This window comes from Photorhabdus khanii NC19 (genome assembly GCF_000517265.1).
GTDB classification, from domain to species: domain Bacteria; phylum Pseudomonadota; class Gammaproteobacteria; order Enterobacterales; family Enterobacteriaceae; genus Photorhabdus; species Photorhabdus khanii.
This window is the reverse complement of sequence record NZ_AYSJ01000014.1, coordinates 645,466-667,448: the sequence shown is the minus strand read 5'-3', so window position 1 is coordinate 667,448 and position 21,983 is coordinate 645,466. Positions and strand designations below refer to the sequence as shown.

The following is a 21,983-nucleotide window of genomic DNA, read 5'->3' as shown; positions in this document are numbered from 1 at the left end:
TTAACCCTCAACCACGATGATGTTTCCCGGCATTACGTCATTTGCGGAAAGCCCACTTTACATATTATCGGCATCTCTGTCTTAATCATCGCTCATCGAACGCTTTACCTACTTCGTTTAAGTTCTGGAACTCACTTGTTGCTCCAGCTGCTTTTGCTTGAATCGAGCATAAGATATCCTGCTGGCTAAAAATCGAAGCTTGCAACAATGCTGTTTGTTGCAATGATTCGTAAACACCATGATCACGACTGTAAAGCATGGCTCGTTTAATCCCGTTAATAGCAACCGGAGGCCGATCCGCTATACGTCGGGCAATCGCTAAAGCCCCCTCGATCAATGTCTCCGCAGAAGGGAAGAGCTTTACCACAAGTCCTAAATCATGAGCCTGAGCGGCATGTAACGTATCCCCTGTGAGTGCAAGATAGCGAGCCATACCACCAGGGATCAGATGTTGCAGACGCTGAAGGATACCTAAGTCAGCCATCATACCAATATTGGTTTCCTCTATACGAAATTTCGCATTTTCAGAAGCAAAACAAAAATCACATGCAGCAATTAAGTCAAATCCTGCACCGAGACAGGCTCCTTGTACTGCGGCAATGACCGGGAAGCGGGCACGTTCCAATACATTTATCGCCTCCTGCATTTGTAATAAGCTAAACTGCATAGCTTCCCGCTCATTAGGATTAGTCGTATGGGTTTCTTTGCTGGAGGCGAAAATTTGCAAGTCAAGCCCACCACAGAATGCGCTGCCTTGCGCAGAGATAACCATTGCCCGTACCTCTCCTGAGCGACTGAGTTGCTCTATTGCCTCAGGAAATAGTTTCCAGAACGCCAGTGCCAGGCTGTTTGCCTTTTCGGGACGACTGAGTTGTAAATGAGCGACCCCGTTGTCAACGGTGATATTAAAATACTCGTTGGATTGATCAATTAGCATAGAATACTCCTCTTACCAGTTTGAATCTGAGCCTAGAATTCAACCTGAGTATTGTCAAGATGCTTATCTACAATAAGATTCAGTTAACAAATTTGTTTTAAGCGAAACCCTAAATTTATGTATGCGGAATGTCTCCATGTAAGACACGTCCCTATGACTCAATAGACACAAGATGGCTTCGATGTGGTGTTTTTTATTTATAAGAATTTTTAACTAAAATTATTTCGGAGAATATCATCCCCTTATGGAATAGGATTTCTTTGATTAAAATGTTACTCAATCGTTTTGTTTCTTTACATTCAGATGAAAATTGCCCACCTACTAAAGAGAAAATTTGAAATAATTGGTTTTCATGACAAAAATTTATTCTCTTTCTAAAAAACTTTGTGTAATACTTATATGGCTACTTGGAGATTAACTTAAATCTAGAGGGTATTATAATGAATCGTACTAAAATTGTACTGGGTGCAGTAGTTCTGGCTTCTACTCTGTTGGCTGGTTGTTCAAGCACTGCTAAGGTTGACCAACTGTCTTCTGACGTTCAAACTCTGAATGCAAAAGTTGATCAACTGAGCAATGACGTGAATGCAGTGCGTACTGATATTCAAGCCGCTAAAGACGATGCAGCTCGTGCAAATCAGCGTCTGGATAACCAAGTTCGTTCCTACAAAAAATAATTTTTTGTAATAAAGTACAAAAATGGCGCACAGTCTATCTGTGCGCCGTTTTTTTACCATGAAATTCTGTTAAACAAATATTTGCTGACCTCCTTGTCCGCAATAAAATATTAATTTTCCCGATATATTGGCCCAGGCTGATATAATGGTGGTAATTTAAACGATTCAGACACAACCTCATTGACTTCTTGTTCTGCATCTTTAGCATCGTCTTCCATCGGTACTCTATTTTCTTCTGGCAGACCCTGTTGTATTTCAGGCTGTGTATTCTCACTTACCAGCACCGGTATACCAGAGCGGCGTACAATCGCTTGTTCAACAATATTTTTATCTGTCTTGTTATCATCAATGAACTTGTTCAAACCAGCTGATCGGATAATTTGTAATGTTTGTGGATCATCATCCTCTTTTTTAGACAACGGCTGATGGACTTCAATATAACGCTGACCATCTGGCTCAACAGAATACTTAACGGCTTCATTGATAATCTGTACTCTGGTTCCACGGGAAACCGTGTTAAACACAGCTTCAATATCATCAGGACGCAGACGGATACAACCCGAACTCACCCGCATACCGATGCCAAAATCAGCATTAGTACCATGAATCAAGTACTCCCCGCGTCCAGCGGCTAAACGCAAAGCAAATGCTCCCATTGGGTTTTCCGGGCCAGCAGGAACAACCGCAGGTAAGATAATCCCCCGTTCAGCATAATGCTTACGGATATTCTTAGTCGGCGTCCAGGTTGGATCTTTAATCAGCTGGCTTACCGATGTTGTCATCACCGGTGTATTACGACCAAGCTGTCCAATGCCAATGGGATAAACGATGACTTTGTTTTTTCCTTTCGGAAAATAGTAGAGTCTGAGCTCCGCAAGGTTAATCACAATCCCCTGCCTCGGTGTATCAGGCAACAACATTTGGGATGGAATAATCAGTTCAGAACCCGGAGCAGGCAAATAAGGATCGGTACCGGGGTTAGCTTCCAGCATTGCCAGTAATCCAATTTGATATTCGGCGGCAATGGCCTCCAGAGAACGTCCGTCATCTGGCACAACAAATGTCGTATTTTCGCCAATTAAACGACTATTGGCAGGGGGCAAGGTATATTCTGTAGCGCTGACGGTATTAGTCAGCGCACTTAACAACAACATGCCGATAAACGTTAAAACTCGTTTCATGCTTGCTTCCTGGAATGACTTCTGAATGTTATCGGATAAATTAAGCGCGAATGGTTGTAGCCTTATTCACCTGTCGCGGCCGTGTATATTATCAGCCGCGAAAGAAACGCGTAAGACTGCCACTTAAACCATTTTACTTGCCGTATTGCGGATGGCATATATCATCGCATGTAGCCCCTGTGTCCGTGATGGTGTTAAATGTTGCTCCAGAGAAAGTTTTGCAAAATATTCAGCTACATCCAAATCCAGAATCTCCTGAGGCGTCTTATCCTGAAAAAGAATAAAAACCATCGCAACCAGCCCTTTCACAATAGCGGCATCACTGTCTCCAACAAATTCCACTTTGCTTTGGTCATTCTTCCTCAGCAAAATCCACACCTGACTCTGACAACCGGCGATTAAATGCTCAGATTGACGTTGTTCGTCAGTCAATGGGGACAACCTCGCCCCCAGTTCAATCATATAGAGATATTTTTCTTCCCAATTTTGGCAGCGGGAAAAATTACGTAACAATCTATTTTGGTCGGGCAAACTTGCCATGACTTTTTCCTTTATCACCCTTTCGATCTGTAACCGTCTCAACCAAGCAGTTTTTCTATCCGCTGCAATGCAGCAACAAGAGCATCAATCTCTTCTTGCGTAGTATAAATCGCCAGTGACGCCCTGCACATACTGGGAACATGATAATGCTCCATCAGCGGAAGTGCGCAATGATGCCCGGTACGAATCGCGATGCCATATTGATCAAGGAAACTTCCCACATCATAAGCATGATGACGGCCAAGGTTGAACGCAATAACCCCCTGACGTTGCTCAGGACCATATAATTTCAGTGACCTAACCTCTTTCAGCCGAGTCATCGCATAATCCATCAGCGCCTGTTCATGTTGCTGAATTTCATCCAGCCCCAGTGAAGTGACATAATCAACCGCAGCGCCAAGGCCAATAATTCCCGCTATATTCGGCGTCCCCGCTTCAAACCGCCATGGTGATCCCGCATAGGTTATCCCTTTTTGCAGGCTGACGTGTTTGATCATTGCTCCGCCACCTTCCCAAGGTGGCATGGCTTCCAGAAGGGATTTACGCCCATAAAGCACGCCAATTCCTGTTGGTCCGTATAATTTATGGCTGGAAAAAACATAGAAATCGCACCCCAGATCCTGCACATCAACTTTCTTGTGCATAATGGCCTGAGCGCCATCAACCAGAATATGTAACTGACCACCCCACTCTTCAGCCACTCTTCTTGCCTGTTGTATAATTTCACGTACAGGGTTCACGGTGCCAAGCACATTAGACAGGTGAGTAAAAGAAAGTAATTTAGTACGTGAATCAATCAGGGATGTTAAAACCGATTGATCCAGCTCACCGGTTTCATTCAGTGACCATACTCTGATTTCACACCCAATTTGTTCCGCCAGCATATACCACGGAACAATATTGGCGTGATGTTCCATTTCAGTAATCACAATATTATCGCCACTATTGATAAATTTGCGGCCATAACTGTTAGCTACCAGATTAATCCCTTCCGTCGTACCTTTGACGAAAACAATCTCTTCATCACTTTGAGCATGGATGAATTGCGCCATCTGGTGGCGTACATTTTCAACCATACGAGTAGCCGCAGAACTGAGAGTATGAATTCCCCGGTGAACCGCCGCATACTGGTGTAAACAGAATTCACTTTCCCGTTCTATAACCGAAACCGGCTTCTGAGCACTGGCGGCACTATCAAGATAAACCAGTGGATACCCATTGACCTGCTGAGTGAGTACCGGGAAATCCTGTCGCACCCTTTTTACAGAGAAGGTCATTTTTCCACTCCCGCTAAACGCTGTTTAATGTGCTTCATGACAACAGTTTTCAGGGCTTCATCTTCAATAGATTCAGTAAGTTCGGCAGCAAAAGCAAATATAATCATATGTTGCGCATCACACCGGCTGATACCACGTGATTGCAGATAGAACAGTTGTTCTTCATCTATCCGGCCAACAGTCGCACCATGGCTGCATTTCACATCATCAGCGTAAATTTCCAGTTGAGGTTTGGTATCCACTTCTGCCTGTTTACCTAATAACAAGTTGTTATTGGTCATCTGCCCATCGGTTTTCAGTGCATGAGGCGCCACCTTGATCATGCCGTTAAATACCGCTTTACTCTGATCCATCACAATTGTTTTATGCAACTGGCGGCTTTCACAATGGCCTTTATTATGTTCCAGATAAGTACGGGTATCAGCGACCTCTTTTCCTTGCGGCAACAACAAGCTGTTCAACGACAGATTCGCCCCTTCGCCATTAAGTTGAACGCTGGTATTGTGTCGACCAAGCCCGGCACCTAACAGAAAACTGGTGCTCTTCACCCGGGCATCACGACCAACCACAATATCGTTATGTGCAAAGTGGTAGCTCTCACTATTCTCAACGCCCAGTTTTATATGGATTAAGCTGGCGTTATCCCCCACGTCTGCGGTCAATCGGCTTCCTGTCATATGGGGTTGCTGCTCATCAGTACTGACGAAATGTTCAATCACTCTGGCGCCTGCATTCGCTCCCACAGTAATGTGATAGCGGTAATGGCTGGTATTTAATGCTTCATTACAATAACCACTGGTTATATTCAGCAGATAAAGGGGTTTTTCCGCAACTTGCCCGGCTTTTAATGTCATGACCAAAGGCTGTTGAGCAAGGCTTTCTGTCAAATGCAGAAAAATCTCGCTCTGGATCGACGCCGGAAGCCCACTTTTGTTATCCAGTAAACTCAACTGATACGGCCCAAATTCACAGGAACTCAGTAAAGGAGAAAAACAACCATCCACCATAACGATACGCCAGCAATCCATCGGAATCGCCAGTTGTTCGCATTGTGCTACGGTCAATTCCCAGGTTTTGCCACTGTATTGCTGGCTTAACAGTTGTTCCAGCGGAGTATAGCGCCAATCTTCATGTCTGAATTGAGGAAACCGGGTTTTAGTCACTTGCTGCCAATGCAGACTGGCATGAGATGAATCATCACCATGGCGGCAATGATACAAATCAGCGAAACGCGCTAAGGCTTGCTGATTACGCTCTGCAACCTGACGCGTCTTTTCAGCTTTTTCACTGTTGGTCAATAAGCCAGCCATAGCCTTGCTCCTCCAATTTTTTCGCCAGATTGAAATCACCGGATTTAATGATCCGCCCCTGATACAGCACATGGACAAAATCAGGTTTCACGTAATCCAAAATACGTTGGTAGTGAGTCACAATAATGAATGAGCGGTTTGGATCACGCAGGGAATTCACACCATTAGCAACAATTTTCAGTGCATCAATATCCAGACCTGAATCTGTTTCATCTAAAATACAGAGTGTCGGCTCCAGCGCGGCCATTTGCAGAATATCGTTACGTTTTTTCTCACCACCGGAAAAACCGACATTGACTGAACGTGTCAGCAAGTCTTGCGGCATATTCAGCAGTTCTATTTTTTCTTCGATAAAATCGGCAAAATCAAAGCGATCCAGCGGCTCCTGATGACGATATTCACGGACAGCGTTCACTGCCGTTTGCAGGAAGAATTGATTACTGACACCCGGAATTTCCACCGGATATTGAAAAGCCAGGAAAATCCCCTCACCAGCCCGCTCTTCCGGTTCAAATTCCAGTAAATCTTTTCCTTTAAAGATGATTTCACCATCATCAATTTCATACTCTTCACGGCCAGCTAACGTTGCCGATAATGTACTTTTACCGGAGCCATTCGGTCCCATAATGGCATGAACTTCACCCGGTTTAACTTCAAGATTTAATCCTTTCAGGATTTCATTACCTTCCACACTGACTCGTAAATTTTTAACACTTAACATATTACATGCCTTCGAACGGCTTAACGTTCTGTCATAAAAAAGGGAAACAGGGAGAATTCACCCAACACTATGTTCAAGGCTAATTGCCAGTAATTTCTGCGCTTCAACGGCAAATTCAAGGGGAAGTTCAGAGAACACATCCTTACAGAAACCATTAACGATCATTGAAATCGCATCATCCTCACTAATGCCGCGTTGCAGACAATAGAACAATTGATCTTCACCAATGCGGGAAGTTGTCGCCTCATGCTCCAGTTGCGCAGTATTGTTCTGTACTTCTACATAGGGAAATGTATGCGCGCCACATTCAGTACCAATCAGCATGGAGTCACATTGAGTATAATTACGGGCATTTTCCGCTCCCGGCAATATTTTCACCAACCCACGATAACTGTTCTGGCTACGGCCAGCAGAAATACCCTTTGAAATAATGGTCGATTTGGTGTTACGCCCAATATGGATCATCTTGGTGCCGGTATCTGCCTGTTGAGTACCATTAGTAAGGGCGACAGAGAAAAATTCGCCAATCGAGTTATCCCCTTTCAGGATCACACTTGGATATTTCCAGGTAATTGCTGAACCCGTTTCTGATTGCGTCCAGGACATTTTGGCATTTTCACCTTCACACAATGCTCTTTTAGTCACAAAGTTAAGAATTCCCCCCTCACTGTCACCGCCTGAAAACCAGTTCTGTACAGTAGAGTATTTTACTTCGGCATCTTTATGGATAATCACTTCCACAACAGCAGCGTGCAGTTGATAGCTGTCACGTACAGGTGCAGAGCATCCCTCTATATAGCTGACATAACTGCCCTCATCAGCAACCAGAATGGTGCGCTCAAATTGACCGGTTTTCGCCGCGTTGATACGAAAATAGGTGGAGAGTTCCATCGGGCACCGAATCCCTTTTGGCACGTAAACAAAAGTACCATCAGAAGCAACCGCGGCATTCAACGCGGCAAAGAAATTGTCGTGACTTGCAACCACACTGCCGAGATATTGACGGACTAATTCAGGGTATTCCTGTATTGCCTCGCTGAATGAACAAAAAATAATGCCTTCTTTCGCTAATTTATCCCGATAGGTTGTTGAGACAGAAACTGAATCAAAAATAGCATCTACTGCGACAGCTTCACCTTCCCGCACAGGAACGCCCAACTTATCAAATGCCTCTTCAATCTCTACCGTCAAATAATTATTCGTTTGCTCTGCACCCGTTGCCTGCATAGCACCGGATTGCGAACTACAACTATCATCACAGGCACCGCATGAAGGTGCTGAATAATAGCTATAGTCCTGGTAATCGAGATTAGGGTAATTCGCCTTCAACCAGTGCGGCTCTTCCATTCCCAGCCAATGGCGATAAGCCTCCAGCCGAAACGCCAGCATCCATTCAGGCTCATTACGTTTTGCGGAAATTGCCCGCACAACGTCTTCACTCAACCCCTTAGCCAACTCATCAGTCGCGACCTGAGTGAAAAAACCCTCTTTATAACGATGATCGCTGAGCCAGGTCTGCACATCATCGCTGATTTCTACATTGCTCTGAGACATATATTGGTACACTTATATACCAAAGCTTTCACCACACCCACAGGCATGTTGAGCTTTTGGATTATTGAATTTAAATATCTGATTTAAACCTTCACGAACAAAATCAACTTCAGTTCCATCGATAAATGGCATAGCTTTCAGGGGAACATATAGACATGCCCCTTCATTTTCATACAGTAAATCATCAGGCGCAGGATCGTTAACCATCTCAAACACGTAGCCAAAGCCGGCACATCCTGACTGTTTAACCCCCAGATATAACCCTTTACTTTGTGGGTTCTGCTGCATCAATTTTAGGATCTGTGCTGCGGCTCTCTCTGTGATGGTGATTCCTTGCCATGCGGTTTCATTCAGAGAGAAGGTTTCAACACTATTTGTCATCGTTGACCTCATATTTTTCTTTAGCAATTTTTTGCCGCTGTTATCGGAGCATTCTCGTTACCACATAATGGTAATGATAACCCTTATCACTTCAACCATTTGTTTTAAGAGGATATACCTTAAATAGGTTAAATTTCACCCAAACACAACGAATTATGTTCATCGCATATGAAAATATATTTTTAATTCTTTGTTTTATATATATATTATTAGTTTGATTAATTGTGCTGATTTGTACTTTTTGATACAAAATAAAAGCACAAAAGGTTCATCATAAATACTATTTGATGTGAGCTTTCAGATATACCGGAGATGCAGCATAGGTGTTGCCATTATGATTACAATATATACAAATAGAGCTTCGATTTAATCAATGCAATTAATTAAACGCATTCATAAACAATTTTATCTATATATTCCACTCTCAACATTTTTTCTCTTTATTTATTAACAGTTTTATTATCCGATAATTTAATTTGAAGGTGTTACGTGACCGTAATAAATATTTTCGGAATCTTGCATCCCATGGGAATAAACGTATACTACCTCCGATTTTGCTGTTTCATGGTTAGCGTCTCCTTGCCTTTCGGCGTGTAAGAGGCTAATCTTATGTTGTCTAGCATAAGGATAGGCCTCGGGTTGATTGAAAGATCACTCGGGGCTTTCTTCTATCCGCTCCAGCGCGCCAGAGACAGATAGTCTCAAGCACCCGCCCAGAATAAATCCCAGCTGAAATGACGTAATTAAACCGCTGAATTTTAGTATTAATTGATATATACTCGCTTAACTTGAAGATGCAGGATTCAGAATCTGGAAGTTGTCATTAATACGGCGCGACAGCTTCCCGGCAAGTTCCGGTAATATTTCCGTAAAAAAGCGATGTATCGCCTGCCTGAACAAGGCCGCCGAGGCGAAGTAACGATTATTTCTGACTTGTTCATTCATCACTTTCCACAGCCTTTCTATCGGGTTCAGATTCGGGCTGTAGGGGGGTAAGTAATGAAGCTCGATATTCATCACATAAGCCCAGTCTTTCACCAACTCACTCCGGTGATAACCGGCTCCGTCAAGGATAATATGAACCTTCTGACTGACCGGATAGGTTTCACGCAGGGCAATGAAAAATTCTGCGATGTGATAACTGTCGATACGGTCATACTCGCGTACCACCGTTTTACCGATATCGGCCAGATTCAGGGCCCCCATCAGGTTCAGACGGGTACGGCTTCCTGTGGTTTTCACTACGGTTTTCTGGCCTTTACGCATCCCGCCATAAGCCAGTTTCGTCCCCTGCGTGGGATGGACGCCATCAATGAACAGGATGGGCTCATGGTCTCCGGCTTCCTGCTTGAGCTTCCCTTAGGTTTCTATAAAGGGCCGCTGCTGTTCCCCGTTGAACTTGTGTGGCACGCCGGTCGGTTAATGAGATGGTCACCCCCACCCTGTGAGAGGTACGCTAGACGGTATTTATGTGATGAATATCGAGCTTCATTACTTACCCCCCTACAGCCCGAATCTGAACCCGATAGAAAGGCTGTGGAAAGTTTTGTGTGATGGTGTCCCCCACCCTGTGAGAGGTACGCTAGCAGGGTATTTTATTTTAGAGGGAACCATCATGCAAAACATTACGCTTATTGGTATCGATCTCGGTAAACATTCCTTCCATGTCCACTGTCAGGACAGGCAGGGTAACGCCCTGCTGCGTAAGAAGTTTTCCCGCACTCAGCTTATTAATTTTCTCGGTTCCTGCAAGGCTGCAACCGTAGTGATGGAGTCCTGCGGTGGGGCGCACTTTATGGCTCGCCGGATCGCTGATTTAGGCCATGAGGCAAAGCTGATTTCTCCGCAGTTCGTCCGTCCTTTTGTTAAGAGTAACAAGAACGATTTTGTCGATGCTGAAGCTATCTGCGAGGCAGCTTCCCGGCCCTCCATGCGCTTTGTGCCCCCCCGCACAGAAGACCAACAGGCGATGGCCGCCCTCCATCGCGTCAGAGACTCACTGATACGGCAACGCGTTAAAACCACCCATCAGATGCACGCTTTTTTGCTGGAGTTCGGCGTCAGTCTGCCGCGCGGTATTGCCGTGATACGACGTCTGGCCACTGTGCTGGAAGAAAATGACTTTCCGCCTTATCTGGCAAGGGTTCTGAGCAGACTCCACAGTCATTATGTTTACCTCAGCGGAGAAATTGAGGAAGTCGATAAGGAACTGAAAACGCATCTGGCGGAAGATGAAACCGCGCAACGCCTGCTGACCATTCCTGGCGTTGGGCCGGTAACGGCGAGTCTGTTAGCCATGCGGCTGGGGGACGGTAAAAACTATGCCAGCAGCCGTGACTTTGCAGCTTCAACAGGGCTGGTTCCCCGCCAGTACAGCACGGGTGGAAAAACGACACTGATGGGCATCAGCAAGCGGGGTGATAAAAATCTGAGACGGCTGCTGGTGCAGTGTGCCAGGGTCTTTATGCAGCGGCTGGAGCATAATCCAGGGCGTCTGGCAGAGTGGGTGAACAGGCAGCTTGCCCGCCATCACTCGAACGTTGTGGCGTGCGCGCTGGCGAACAAACTGGCACGAATAGCCTGGGCCGTTACGGCACATCAGACGGTGTTCATTAAATAAAAGAGCCAACGAAAAACTGCGTTAGCTCAGTAAGTTAAGCAGTTACCATCTGGTTTTGCGACGACAGATAATTGATGACATGAACGGCATATCGGCCTGCTGATGAACCTGATATAAAAAATGGCTCTCTGAGCGACCGGTTTTTAGGTTCGGCAGGCACGGAACTCATCGTGGCGCGGGCATGACTGCTCACCAGACGCCGAATAGATTTACGCAAGCCCACCATACATCAAAATTTGTGTTGCAAAAACGGGGGTGACCATAGATTTTATAACTGAATCCCTTGTGGTGCAGCCATTTATTCATGCCGGGAACGGTGTAACTGATATCCCACGCTTCTTTAACAAGGCGGATAACCGCCTGTGTGGTGGGCAGAAGATTCGCGGTCAGATAAGCGATAAGTTCCTGCGTCTGTGTTTCGCTGAGGTGGCTCTGAGAGCCGCCATTGTCGGGCTTGAGTTTGCGGTGATTAAGGTAATCGCTGATATGACGATTAACGGTCGTTTCATGCAGGCGCAGGGCTTGAGCGATCATGACAGAACTCCAACCCTCAGAGGCCAGCAGGACCGCTTTGATGCGATCACACTCCCGCTTATCACGGCAGGTGTGATGGAGGTGTTCAAGTTCGGCTTTTTGTTCATCGGTAATGAATATTTTCATAACGGATACCATGAACCTCATTTGGGCGAAAATCAAGCAGTTTCAATGAGCACGGGTATATACCGGCGTTTATAGATTTAAATAAAAGGAAATATTTATCTATTTCGATATTAATCCCTTTAATATAATTCACCATGTCCATTCTATTCGACATTTAAATTCATCAGATATATAAACAGATCACATAAGCAATGATATTATCAAAATATGGATAAAATGACGGGATAGCAATTAATAGTTGGTGATCGGGCGCTTGAGAGCCATATTCAACAACATTAGAGATGGCGGGGATGACTCCCCGCCGTTGCTCTTACTTGGGTTCGTAATCCATGAAAACAGCAACTTCCGTTTGGCCGCTTCGGATGCGAACCTCACAGAGATCCTTCCTCGTGACCAGCACAGCCGCTAAAGCGGCAATACAGATAACGATAATAGCGATAAGTACCGCTTTTTGCTGTTTCATGGTTAGCGTCTCCTTGCCTCAACCGCCATCTATTAATTGCTATCCCGGGATTTTAACCGCCGGGGTGGAGGGCATAGCTTATGTGATCTGTTTATATATCTGATGAATTTAAATGTTTCGCTGAGGTGACATGGTGAATTATATTAAAGGGATTAATATCGAAATAGATAAATATTTCCTTTGATTAAATCTGTTTACGCCGTTTCGTGCTGGCGGGGATTGCTCCCCGCCGTTGCTCTTACTTGGGTTCGTAATCCATGAAAACAGCAACCTCCGTTTGGCCGCTTCGGATGCGAACCTCACAGAGATCCTTCCTCGTGACCAGCACAGCCGCTAAAGCGGCAATACAGATAACGATAATAGCGATAATAGCGATAAGTACCGCTTTTTGCTGTTTCATGGTTAGCGTCTCCTTGCCTTTCGGCGTGTAAGAGGCTAATCTTATGTTGTCTAGCATAAGGATAGGCCTCGGGTTGATTGAAAGATCACTCGGGGCTTTCTTCTATCCGCTCCAGCGCGCCAGAGACAGATAGTCTCAAGCGCCCGCACAGAATATATCAAAGCAGAATACAGATATCTATATATTACATTATGTTTCTGAGTTTATTTACAGTAAGCCATCCCTGACTTGTGATTTACGGCTGATATTCGGTATAAATCCCAGCGAAAATGACACAAATTAAAATCGCTGAAATTTTAGCATTAATTAATACATCCCGGCGTTTATAGATTTAAATAAAAGGAAGTTTTTATCTATTTCGATATTAAGCCCTTCAATATAATTCACTATCTATATTTTACTCGACATTTAAATTAGTTAGATATATAAGCAATGACATTATAAAAATAAATTTTTCACTTAATGAGTAGGTTATTAATCCATAGAAAAATAACCTACTATTATTTTATCCAGGCAACACCGAAGTAGTTAACCGGGAAGTGCAACACAAGTGTTGACGTTCATCAAAAATATCGATTCGCCATACCTGGTGATTTCGGCCAATATGCAGAGGCTTACACACCCCTTTAACTTCGCCACTGCGAACAGATCGGATATGGTTGGCATTGATTTCCAGCCCAACAACTTTTTTCTCACCTTCGGAACAGAGATACCCAGCCAAAGAACCAAGTGATTCTGCCAGTACAACAGATGCCCCGCCATGTAATAAACCAAACGGCTGACGGGTACGATAGTCAACCGGCATTGTACCTTCAATAAAATCATCACCGATATGCGTGATTTTTATGCCCAGATGGCCCATCATACATTGGCTATTTACTTGATTCAGGCTATCCAGTCCAATATCACGTTTCCAAATCATGGGATTATCTCCAATAAAGCTTGCAACGGATGCTTAAGTACTTGCCCTTCTACCCGCTTAACCTGACTGCGGCAGGAATAACCGGAACTCAGGCAACGCTCCAGAGGTAATTTCTGCAAGGCAGGTTGCCAGGATAATTTATAGATACCAATAGAGTGTTTTATGTTTTTGTTTTCATGACCATATGTTCCAGCCATTCCACAGCAGCCTACACTGATATTATCCAGCTTACTACCCAACCGCTGGAAAATTTTTTCCCACTGTTGACTACTGCCTGGTAGCATAGTCACTTCCGTACAATGTCCGAACAGATACCATTTATCACCGAACACGGCCTGATTGTCCTTTTCCTCCGGCAAAGTGTTGATCAGCCATTCGTGAACAAGCTGAACCTCAAACTTGCCGCGCTGCTCACCGAGAATTTCTTTGTATTCATCCCGATAGCACAGTACCAATGCAGGATCGACACCAACCATAGGAATTCCTAGTTCAAATACCCGACTGAGAAAATCTGACGTTTTTTGGGCAGTTTTAGCAAAGCGGGATAAAAATCCTTTGATATGCTGGGCCTTACCGTTAGGGGAAAATGGCAGCAATACCGGTTTATATCCTAATTTTTCCACCAAACAGGCAAAATCAGCCACCACTTTCGCATCGTAATAACTAGTGAACGGATCCTGAACAATCAGCACATGCCCGTTACGATGAGCCTGATCCATTTTTTCAAGCTGTTCCAGTGTGGTCGAAAGCGCGTAATGACCTGCAAGCTGTTGGTGTAGTGTCGGACTGGATAACAAGGGGAGATCCACCATCCCGATTGTCCGACGACTCAATTCCTGCACCCACGGCTGTTTCAGGAAGAAATTAAATGCCCGTGGTGCCTTAGCCATTAACGGCGTACTACTTTCCGCACCTGCCACAATATAATCACGCAAAGGACGAAGATAGCGGCCGTGATATAACTCAAGAAAACGTGCACGGAATGACGGCACATCAATTTTAATTGGGCACTGTGTTGAGCAGGCTTTGCATGCCAGACAACCAGACATCGCCTCTTTTACTTCATGGGAAAAGTCATACTCTCCACGCCATGCTTGCCAACTATTACGCGTTTTTTCAATCAGACCACGCAGGCTTGGCCGTTTTTGTTCCAATCCCTGCTTCAATAGTTGCGGATCCATACCTTGTTCGGTCAAAAGCCGAAGCCATTCACGCACTAATGTTGCCCGCCCTTTCGGTGAATGAATACGCTGCCGACTAATTTTCATTGACGGGCACATCGGGCTTTGCACATCGAAATTAAAACACAGCCCATTACCATTACATTCCATCGCACCACGGAATGTATTTCTTACATTGACTGGAATTGTCCGGTCATAAGTCCCCCGCTTGACAGCATCAACTTTCATCATTGGTGCATCAACACCCATCGGCGGACAAATTTTTCCCGGATTCAAGCGGTTATCCGGATCAAAAGCCGCTTTAATCCAGCGCAATTCCTCATACAAGACGCTACCGAAAAATTCCGGACTATATTCAGCACGAAAACCTTTACCATGTTCTCCCCACAACAAACCGCCATAACGGGCGGTGAGACTGACAATTTCATCAGAAATTTGTTTCATCAGTATCTCTTGCTGCGGATCGCACATATCCAGTGCTGGCCGAACGTGCAACACACCGGCATCTACATGACCAAACATACCATAATTCAACTGATGGCTATCCAGTAGCTGGCGGAATTCCGCAATATAATCAGCAAGATGCTGTGGAGGCACACACGTATCTTCCACAAATGGGATCGGTTTCGCCACACCTTTACTGTTACCGAGTAATCCAACCGATTTCTTGCGCATTGCATAAATACGCTCAATATCAGCCAGCTCCCGGCAAATCTGGTAGCCAATAACGCCCTGACGACCTTCGATTAGTTCATCAAGGCATTGACAAAGCATGTCCACCTGCTGGTCTATCAATTGTTGATCATCACCACTGAATTCAACAATATTCAATCCCTGCATATCCTTGCCGGGAATATCAGTAATCAATTCTTTCACTGAATGCCAGACAATATCCTCTCGCGCTAAATTCAGAACTTTTGAATCCACGGTTTCAACAGATAGAGCCTTTGCATTTACCATAAAAGGCGCATTACGCAGTGCTGAATCAAATGAATCATATTTTACGTTCACCAACCGCCTAACTTTCGGCAACGGTGTAATATCCAGAACCGCTTCGGTAATAAAAGCCAGCGTTCCTTCTGAACCGGTCAATATACGACCCAAGTCAAATTTCTGCATATCGTCACTGAAAACATGACGCAAATCATAACCTGTCAGAAAGCGATTGAGTTTGGGGAATTTTTCAACGATAAGTTCACGTCGCTCACGGCAGCGGTTAAGTACGGTGTTATAGATACGGCCTGTAACAGAATCTTCCTGAGCAATTGATTCCGCCAGTGCGATGTCCATTGAGCGGGTATCAAGTAATTCGCCACCTAATAAAACTGCCCGTAAGCCAAGAACATGATCGGATGTTTTACCATATACCAGTGAACCCTGACCGGAAGCGTCGGTATTGATCATCCCGCCCAATGTTGCACGGTTACTGGTTGAAAGCTCAGGTGAAAAGAAATAACCATATGGACGCAAATATTGGTTCAGTTGATCTTTAATGACGCCCGCTTCAACGCTGACCCATCCCTGCTCCGGGTTAATCTCAAGGATACGATTCATATAGCGGGACATATCCACCACGATACCCTCATTAAGGGCCTGGCCGTTTGTGCCTGTACCGCCTCCGCGCGGGGTGAATGTCAAATTCTGATATTTTTTTTCGCCTGCGACACAGGCCAGTAAAACCACATCTGCGCCGGATCGAGGGAAAACAACAGCCTGTGGTAAGAGTTGATAGATACTGTTATCTGTCGCCATCGTCAGGCGATCTGCATAGCTGCTTGCGGTATCTCCGGTAAATCCTTGTTCCTTGAGTGTATCCAAAAATGCCTGTGCCAACTCACTAACGTGAGGGGCTTGTGATATGCGTGGGATCATTATCTTTTTGACCCTTTTAAAATGAGTGTCCACATTGCTTTATTTATACTATCTTTGAATCAATGCTTTAGTCAGCCGTAACCATTAACCACCGTTAACTGACTTGTCTGAGAAGGCAAGCGGTTACCTTATCATAATATTCACCTATTTTGAGTAACCTGTAGATAACATCCTATTTATTTATTATCTTTAGCGCCACTCAACTCCTTAGAGAAATTAACTTATGGACAAATCTCAACCGTATTATGATCTACCAAAACTATTGTTTACTTTAATTTTTCTTTCACTCTTAATTGTGACCAGTTTCTGGGTGATGAAACCATTTATCCTTGGTTTTGTCTGGGCAGGAATGGTGGTTATCGCTACCTGGCCTTTACTGGAAAAAATACAAAACAGTTTATGGGGTAAACGTTGGATTGCGGTTTCCATCATGACGTTATTATTAATTCTGTTGTTTGTGATCCCCATCGCATTACTGGTCAGTAGCTTATTGGAAAACAGCGGGCCATTAATCGAGTGGGCTAAATCCCCGGCTAATTTTCAAATGCCGGCAATGACCTGGCTGGACAGCATTCCACTGGTTGGCGATAAACTTTACAGCGGCTGGAACTCACTGATTACTGATGGTGGAAATGTGCTGATTGCTAAAGTCCAGCCCTATGTCGGAGAGGCGGCAACCTGGTTCTTTACTCAGGCGGCCAATGCCGGACGCTTCGTTTTCCATCTTGGCTTGATGGTGCTATTCAGCGTGCTCCTATATCTGAAAGGCGAACAGGTGACGATGAGTATTCGCCATTTTGCCGTTCGCCTGGCAGATAAACGCGGAGATGCAGCCATCCTGCTGGCAGCACAATCCATCCGCGCTGTCGCGCTCGGCGTCGTCGTTACTGCGCTGGTTCAAGCCATTATCGGTGGGCTTGGCCTGGCTGTTTCAGGGATCCATTATGCTACGTTGCTGACAGTACTTATGTTTGTCTGTTGCGTTGCCCAGCTTGGTCCATTGTTGATTTTAGTGCCGGCTGTCGCCTGGCTTTACTGGACAGGTGATACAACCTGGGGCACCGTGCTATTGGTCTGGAGCTGCATAGTGACAACAATGGATGGCTTTCTTCGTCCATTTTTAATCCGTTTAGGCGCAGATTTACCGATGGCGCTGATATTAACCGGCGTTATTGGCGGAATACTCTCATTTGGCATGATTGGCTTATTTATCGGGCCGGTTGTATTAGCCGTTGCTTATCGTTTATTAATTGCCTGGATGAACGAAGTCCCAGAACCTGAAAATAATTTAGCAGAAACTGAAAAATATCTGGAAAAAAAATTTTCAGAATAATTTGTATGATCATTAATCCTGCCACACATAGCGAAAGAGGATTAACTCTTTCGCTAAAGCATAGCTTTAAAAACTAATCATTCATCTGAAATACTCATTTACTTTTATTTGCTAGATTTAATTATTGTGAAAATTATGTTAAAAATTAGTTAAATTTGGTTTTTTATAACCATAAATAATTCAGAAATTAGGACAATTCTTAATGAATAAACTATTTAACTAAATTAATATAAGCGGGCTGTAAACGAGACGTTTATTTCTCCTTTTGATAGTTCTATTTATTAGAAGTACGTATATTGCTGTGTGTAGTCCTTGCCTATCACGCCCATGGTAGGCTTTTTTTTTCACTATTTTTAGACTTTTCTATGACGCTGTAATCAGCCGCTTTATTCATTAGAAAAACCCGCCATTTATTCTGACGGGCGTTGAATTTCAATTGCGTATTATTCTCAATTAACTTTCTTTCGCTAATCCTAACCAAGTTTTTACCACGGTATCTGGGTTTAATGACAGACTATCAATTCCCTCCTCCATCAACCAATAAGCAAAATCCTGATGGTCTGAAGGCCCCTGCCCACAAATTCCCACATATTTGTTTTGACGCTTGGCCGCCTGAATAGCTAATGAAAGCATAGCTTTAACCGCATCATTGCGTTCATCAAATAACTCAGACACCACGCCGGAATCCCGGTCCAAACCAAGAGTAAGTTGAGTCATATCATTAGAACCAATAGAGAAGCCATCAAAGTGTTCAAGGAACTGTTCCGCCAGAATTGCGTTGGACGGAATCTCACACATCATAATGACTTTCAATCCGTTCTCACCACGCTTCAACCCTTGCGACGCCAGTTCAGCAATAACCGCTTCAGCCTGAGCGACAGTACGCACAAAGGGGATCATAATTTCGACGTTGGTCAGCCCCATATCATTACGTACACGCTTAACCGCTTCACACTCCAATGCAAAACAACCGCGGAAACTGTCAGAGACATAACGCCCCGCACCACGGAAACCCAACATCGGGTTCTCTTCATCAGGTTCGTAAATGTCACCACCCACCAGATTGGCATATTCGTTGGATTTAAAGTCAGACAGACGAACAATAACCCGCTTTGGCCAGAATGCAGCCGCCAGCGTTGCAATCCCTTCAGTCAAGCGTCCAACATAGAATTCAACCGGATTGTCATAACCCGCCATCAGAGATTTTATCTCTTGCTGCAATTCCGGCGTTTGTTGATCAAATTCCAGTAATGCGCGAGGATGTACACCAATCATTCGGTTAATAATAAATTCTAAACGGGCAAGACCAACACCTTCGTTTGGCAAACAGGCAAAATCAAATGCGCGGTCAGGATTACCCACATTGAGCATAATTTTTACATCAAGCTCGGGTAATTGATCGACCTGAGAACTTTGTACAACGAAATCCAGTTGATTTTGATAAACAAAACCCGTATCGCCTTCCGCACAAGAAACCGTCACTTGTTGATTTTCTTTCAGGCGTTCCGTTGCATCACCACATCCAACAACCGCAGGAATGCCCAATTCACGGGCAATAATCGCTGCATGACAAGTCCGGCCACCACGATTAGTCACGATCGCAGCCGCCTTTTTCATAATCGGCTCCCAATCAGGGTCGGTCATATCAGTGACCAGAACATCACCCGGCTGGATACGATCCATTTCATTTAAGTTATGAATAACTTTTACTGTACCCGCACCAATACGATGACCAATGGCGCGCCCTTCCACCAATACCTGACCTTGTTCATTCAGTTGGTAGCGTTCCATAACCTGTTGGTTTGAGCGGACAGTTTCAGGACGTGCCTGAACAATATATAACTTGCCATTATGACCATCTTTGGCCCACTCAATATCCATCGGCCGGCCATAATGTTTTTCAATCAACAACGCCTGACGAGCTAATGCTTCAACTTCTTCATCAACTAAAGAAAAACGATTGCGTTGTGCTTCCGGCACATCTTCGATACGTACCTGCTTATCATGCTCTTTATTATCAGCGTAGATCATATGCAGTTTTTTAGAACCCAGATTGCGGCGAACAATGGCGGGTTTACCCTTATTCAACGTTGGCTTATGAACATAGAATTCATCCGGGTTCACCGCCCCCTGAACAACCATCTCACCCAAGCCGTAAGCAGAAGTAATAAAGACAACCTGATCAAATCCTGATTCAGTATCAATAGTGAACATCACACCGGAAGAGGCGAGATCAGAACGCACCATACGCTGTACACCCGCTGACAGCGCAACCCCCCGATGGTCATATCCCTGATGGACACGATAAGAAATAGCCCGGTCATTAAACAGTGAAGCAAACACATGTTTAATGGCAATCATCACCGCATCAATGCCTTGTACGTTCAGAAAAGTTTCCTGCTGCCCGGCAAAAGAAGCATCCGGCATATCTTCAGCCGTTGCTGAAGAACGTACAGCAAAAGAGGCTTCCGGCTGCCCTTCAGATAACTGTTGATAAGCATCCTGAATATCTTTTTCCAATTGCGGCGTCAATGGCGTATCAATCACCCATTGACGAATTTGTGCGCCCGCTTTGGCCAGTTGATTCACATCATCAACATCAGTTTCATCCAGCAAACTATAAATCCGCTGATTGACACCACTTTGCTCCAGGAAATCATTAAATGCCTGTGCGGTGGTCGCAAAACCATTCGGGACAGAAACTCCCAATTCTGACAGGTTAGTGATCATTTCTCCCAGGGAGGCGTTTTTACCACCAACCCGGTCAACATCATGCATACCTAATTGGTTATACCAAAGCACATTACACGGGGGGAGGTTATTGTTGGGCATTAAAACAATCCTTTTAACATTCGTGAGGTACAAGTCGGAAAATTGGCACTGCATTTTTAGCAGTCATAAATAGACTAACACAATGTTTTGGCACACATAGAAAGGTGAATCGATCAACCCAACACATTATTTTTTTCTCAGGTATACTTTGCAGAAAATTGATGCCCGGTCGCATTTAACTAAACAACTGGAAAAATAGAAGGCTGCTATAAATATCATGACAAAATCCAAATTAGAAATATCAGCAGGAAGTAATAGTGTTGAGAATAGTGTTGAACGCACCGTTTTCTTTATTTCTGATGGAACAGCAATTACCGCAGAAGTATTAGGACATGCGGTATTATCACAATTTCCCATCAAAGTAACCTCATATACCCTCCCTTTTGTTGCCAATGAAACCCGTGCAAAAGAAATAAAGCAACAAATAAATCAAATATATCAAGATACGAGTATAAGACCTTTAGTTTTCTATTCCATTATCTCTTCTGGAGTGAAAAATATTATCACCAGCAGTGAAGGTTTCTGTCAGGACATTGTCCAAACACTAGTAGCCCCATTACAGAAAGAGACCGGACTGGAACCCAAACCTGAACTTAACCGTACTCACGGTCTGACTGCAAAGAACCTCAGTCAATATGATGCACGTATAGCAGCGATTGATTATGCCCTAGCGCACGATGATGGTATCTCTTTACGCAACCTTGACCAAGCGCAGGTTATTCTACTGGGCGTATCCCGCTGCGGAAAAACGCCTACCAGTCTCTATTTAGCCATGCAGTTTGGTATTCAGGCTGCAAATTATCCTTTCACCGCGGATGATATGGATAATTTACAATTACCTGCGACATTAAAACAATTTCAGCATAAGTTATTCGGTTTAACTATAAGCCCGGAACGGCTGGCCGCTATTAGAGAAGAACGCCGAGAAAATAGCCGTTATGCATCATTGAGGCAATGCAGAATAGAAATTTCCGAAGTTGAAGCTTTATTCCGTAAGAATAAGATTAATTATCTTAATACCACCAATTATTCTGTTGAAGAAATCTCGACCAAAATAATCGATACGATGAAGCTGAACCGCCGTATGTTTTAGAAATATATCAATATGAATAATTGAAAAAA

17 protein-coding genes and 3 pseudogenes are annotated in these 21,983 nt (G+C 44.3%); 5 read left to right on the top strand and 15 right to left on the bottom strand.

The features are described from left to right. Positions 1-85: 85 nt before the first annotated feature. Entirely contained in the window at positions 86-937 is an 852-nt protein-coding gene (locus tag PTE_RS18475) for an enoyl-CoA hydratase-related protein (protein WP_036849496.1), read from the bottom strand. Between the two features lie 440 nt (positions 938-1,377). On the opposite strand from PTE_RS18475, the gene PTE_RS18470 reads away from it, so the two are divergent. Then, positions 1,378-1,614 carry a major outer membrane lipoprotein gene (locus PTE_RS18470; protein WP_036849495.1) on the top strand — a complete coding sequence of 79 codons (237 nt, stop codon included), beginning with the start codon at positions 1,378-1,380 and terminating at the stop codon, positions 1,612-1,614. Between the two features lie 110 nt (positions 1,615-1,724). On the opposite strand, the gene PTE_RS18465 is transcribed toward PTE_RS18470, so the two are convergent. The 8 genes and pseudogenes from PTE_RS18465 to PTE_RS18430 all read right to left on the bottom strand — a co-directional run. Then, positions 1,725-2,795: a L,D-transpeptidase family protein gene (locus PTE_RS18465; protein WP_036849494.1), complete on the bottom strand. Its 1,071-nt coding sequence runs from the start codon at positions 2,793-2,795 to the stop codon at positions 1,725-1,727. A gap of 123 nt (positions 2,796-2,918) precedes the next feature. Beyond that, positions 2,919-3,335, bottom strand: a complete 417-nt coding sequence (gene sufE, locus PTE_RS18460; protein WP_036849493.1) for a cysteine desulfuration protein SufE — start codon at positions 3,333-3,335, stop codon at positions 2,919-2,921. A gap of 38 nt (positions 3,336-3,373) precedes the next feature. Beyond that, a complete protein-coding gene (gene sufS, locus PTE_RS18455) occupies positions 3,374-4,612 on the bottom strand; it encodes a cysteine desulfurase SufS (protein WP_036849492.1) in 1,239 nt (412 codons plus the stop codon). Continuing rightward, complete coding sequence (gene sufD, locus PTE_RS18450; protein WP_036849491.1) at positions 4,609-5,922, bottom strand: Fe-S cluster assembly protein SufD; 1,314 nt, start codon at positions 5,920-5,922, stop codon at positions 4,609-4,611. The genes sufS and sufD overlap by 4 nt, the downstream gene beginning before the upstream one ends. Next, positions 5,897-6,643 (bottom strand): Fe-S cluster assembly ATPase SufC, encoded by a 747-nt coding sequence (sufC, locus tag PTE_RS18445; protein ID WP_036849490.1) that lies wholly within the window; start codon positions 6,641-6,643, stop codon positions 5,897-5,899. Before sufC ends, sufD begins: the two co-directional genes overlap by 26 nt. Before the next feature lie 57 nt (positions 6,644-6,700). Beyond that, positions 6,701-8,197 carry a Fe-S cluster assembly protein SufB gene (gene sufB / locus PTE_RS18440; RefSeq protein WP_036849489.1) on the bottom strand — a complete coding sequence of 499 codons (1,497 nt, stop codon included), beginning with the start codon at positions 8,195-8,197 and terminating at the stop codon, positions 6,701-6,703. Positions 8,198-8,209: 12 nt separating this feature from the next. Continuing rightward, entirely contained in the window at positions 8,210-8,578 is a 369-nt protein-coding gene (gene sufA, locus PTE_RS18435) for a Fe-S cluster assembly scaffold SufA (protein ID WP_036849488.1), read from the bottom strand. A gap of 783 nt (positions 8,579-9,361) precedes the next feature. After that, positions 9,362-9,997: pseudogene (locus PTE_RS18430) on the bottom strand (IS630 family transposase); the annotation flags it as partial. Between the two features lie 49 nt (positions 9,998-10,046). Between PTE_RS18430 and PTE_RS27355 the strand changes: the two are divergent. Then, a pseudogene (locus PTE_RS27355) lies at positions 10,047-10,139 on the top strand (transposase); the annotation flags it as partial. Positions 10,140-10,193: 54 nt separating this feature from the next. Further along, a complete protein-coding gene (locus tag PTE_RS18425; RefSeq protein ID WP_036849487.1) occupies positions 10,194-11,198 on the top strand; it encodes an IS110 family RNA-guided transposase in 1,005 nt (334 codons plus the stop codon). Positions 11,199-11,465: 267 nt separating this feature from the next. Here the strand turns inward: PTE_RS18425 and PTE_RS18420 are convergent. The 5 genes and pseudogenes from PTE_RS18420 to ydiJ form a co-directional block, all read right to left on the bottom strand. After that, a pseudogene (locus tag PTE_RS18420) lies at positions 11,466-11,858 on the bottom strand (helix-turn-helix domain-containing protein); the annotation flags it as partial. Positions 11,859-12,168: 310 nt separating this feature from the next. After that, the gene (locus PTE_RS18415; protein WP_036849486.1) at positions 12,169-12,321 is read right to left on the bottom strand and encodes a Hok/Gef family protein; all 153 of its coding nucleotides are present in this window, start codon (positions 12,319-12,321) and stop codon (positions 12,169-12,171) included. 238 nt (positions 12,322-12,559) lie between these two features. Beyond that, on the bottom strand, positions 12,560-12,721 hold the full coding sequence (locus PTE_RS18410) for a Hok/Gef family protein (RefSeq protein WP_036849485.1): 162 nt from the start codon (positions 12,719-12,721) through the stop codon (positions 12,560-12,562). A 505-nt stretch (positions 12,722-13,226) separates the two neighbouring features. Then, positions 13,227-13,643, bottom strand: coding sequence for a 1,4-dihydroxy-2-naphthoyl-CoA hydrolase (gene menI / locus PTE_RS18405; RefSeq protein WP_021322972.1), 417 nt, complete (start codon positions 13,641-13,643; stop codon positions 13,227-13,229). After that, entirely contained in the window at positions 13,640-16,696 is a 3,057-nt protein-coding gene (ydiJ, locus tag PTE_RS18400; protein WP_036849484.1) for a D-2-hydroxyglutarate dehydrogenase YdiJ, read from the bottom strand. The genes menI and ydiJ overlap by 4 nt, the downstream gene beginning before the upstream one ends. Before the next feature lie 223 nt (positions 16,697-16,919). Between ydiJ and ydiK the strand changes: the two genes are divergently transcribed. Next, positions 16,920-18,029: an AI-2E family transporter YdiK gene (ydiK, locus tag PTE_RS18395; RefSeq protein WP_036849483.1), complete on the top strand. Its 1,110-nt coding sequence runs from the start codon at positions 16,920-16,922 to the stop codon at positions 18,027-18,029. Positions 18,030-18,482: 453 nt separating this feature from the next. Here ydiK and ppsA read toward each other — a convergent pair whose 3' ends face one another. Next, positions 18,483-20,861: a phosphoenolpyruvate synthase gene (ppsA, locus tag PTE_RS18390; protein WP_036849482.1), complete on the bottom strand. Its 2,379-nt coding sequence runs from the start codon at positions 20,859-20,861 to the stop codon at positions 18,483-18,485. Positions 20,862-21,078: 217 nt separating this feature from the next. Here ppsA and ppsR point away from each other — a divergent pair, with 217 nt between their 5' ends. Next, entirely contained in the window at positions 21,079-21,954 is an 876-nt protein-coding gene (gene ppsR / locus PTE_RS18385) for a posphoenolpyruvate synthetase regulatory kinase/phosphorylase PpsR (RefSeq protein ID WP_036849481.1), read from the top strand. Positions 21,955-21,983 lie beyond the last annotated feature (29 nt).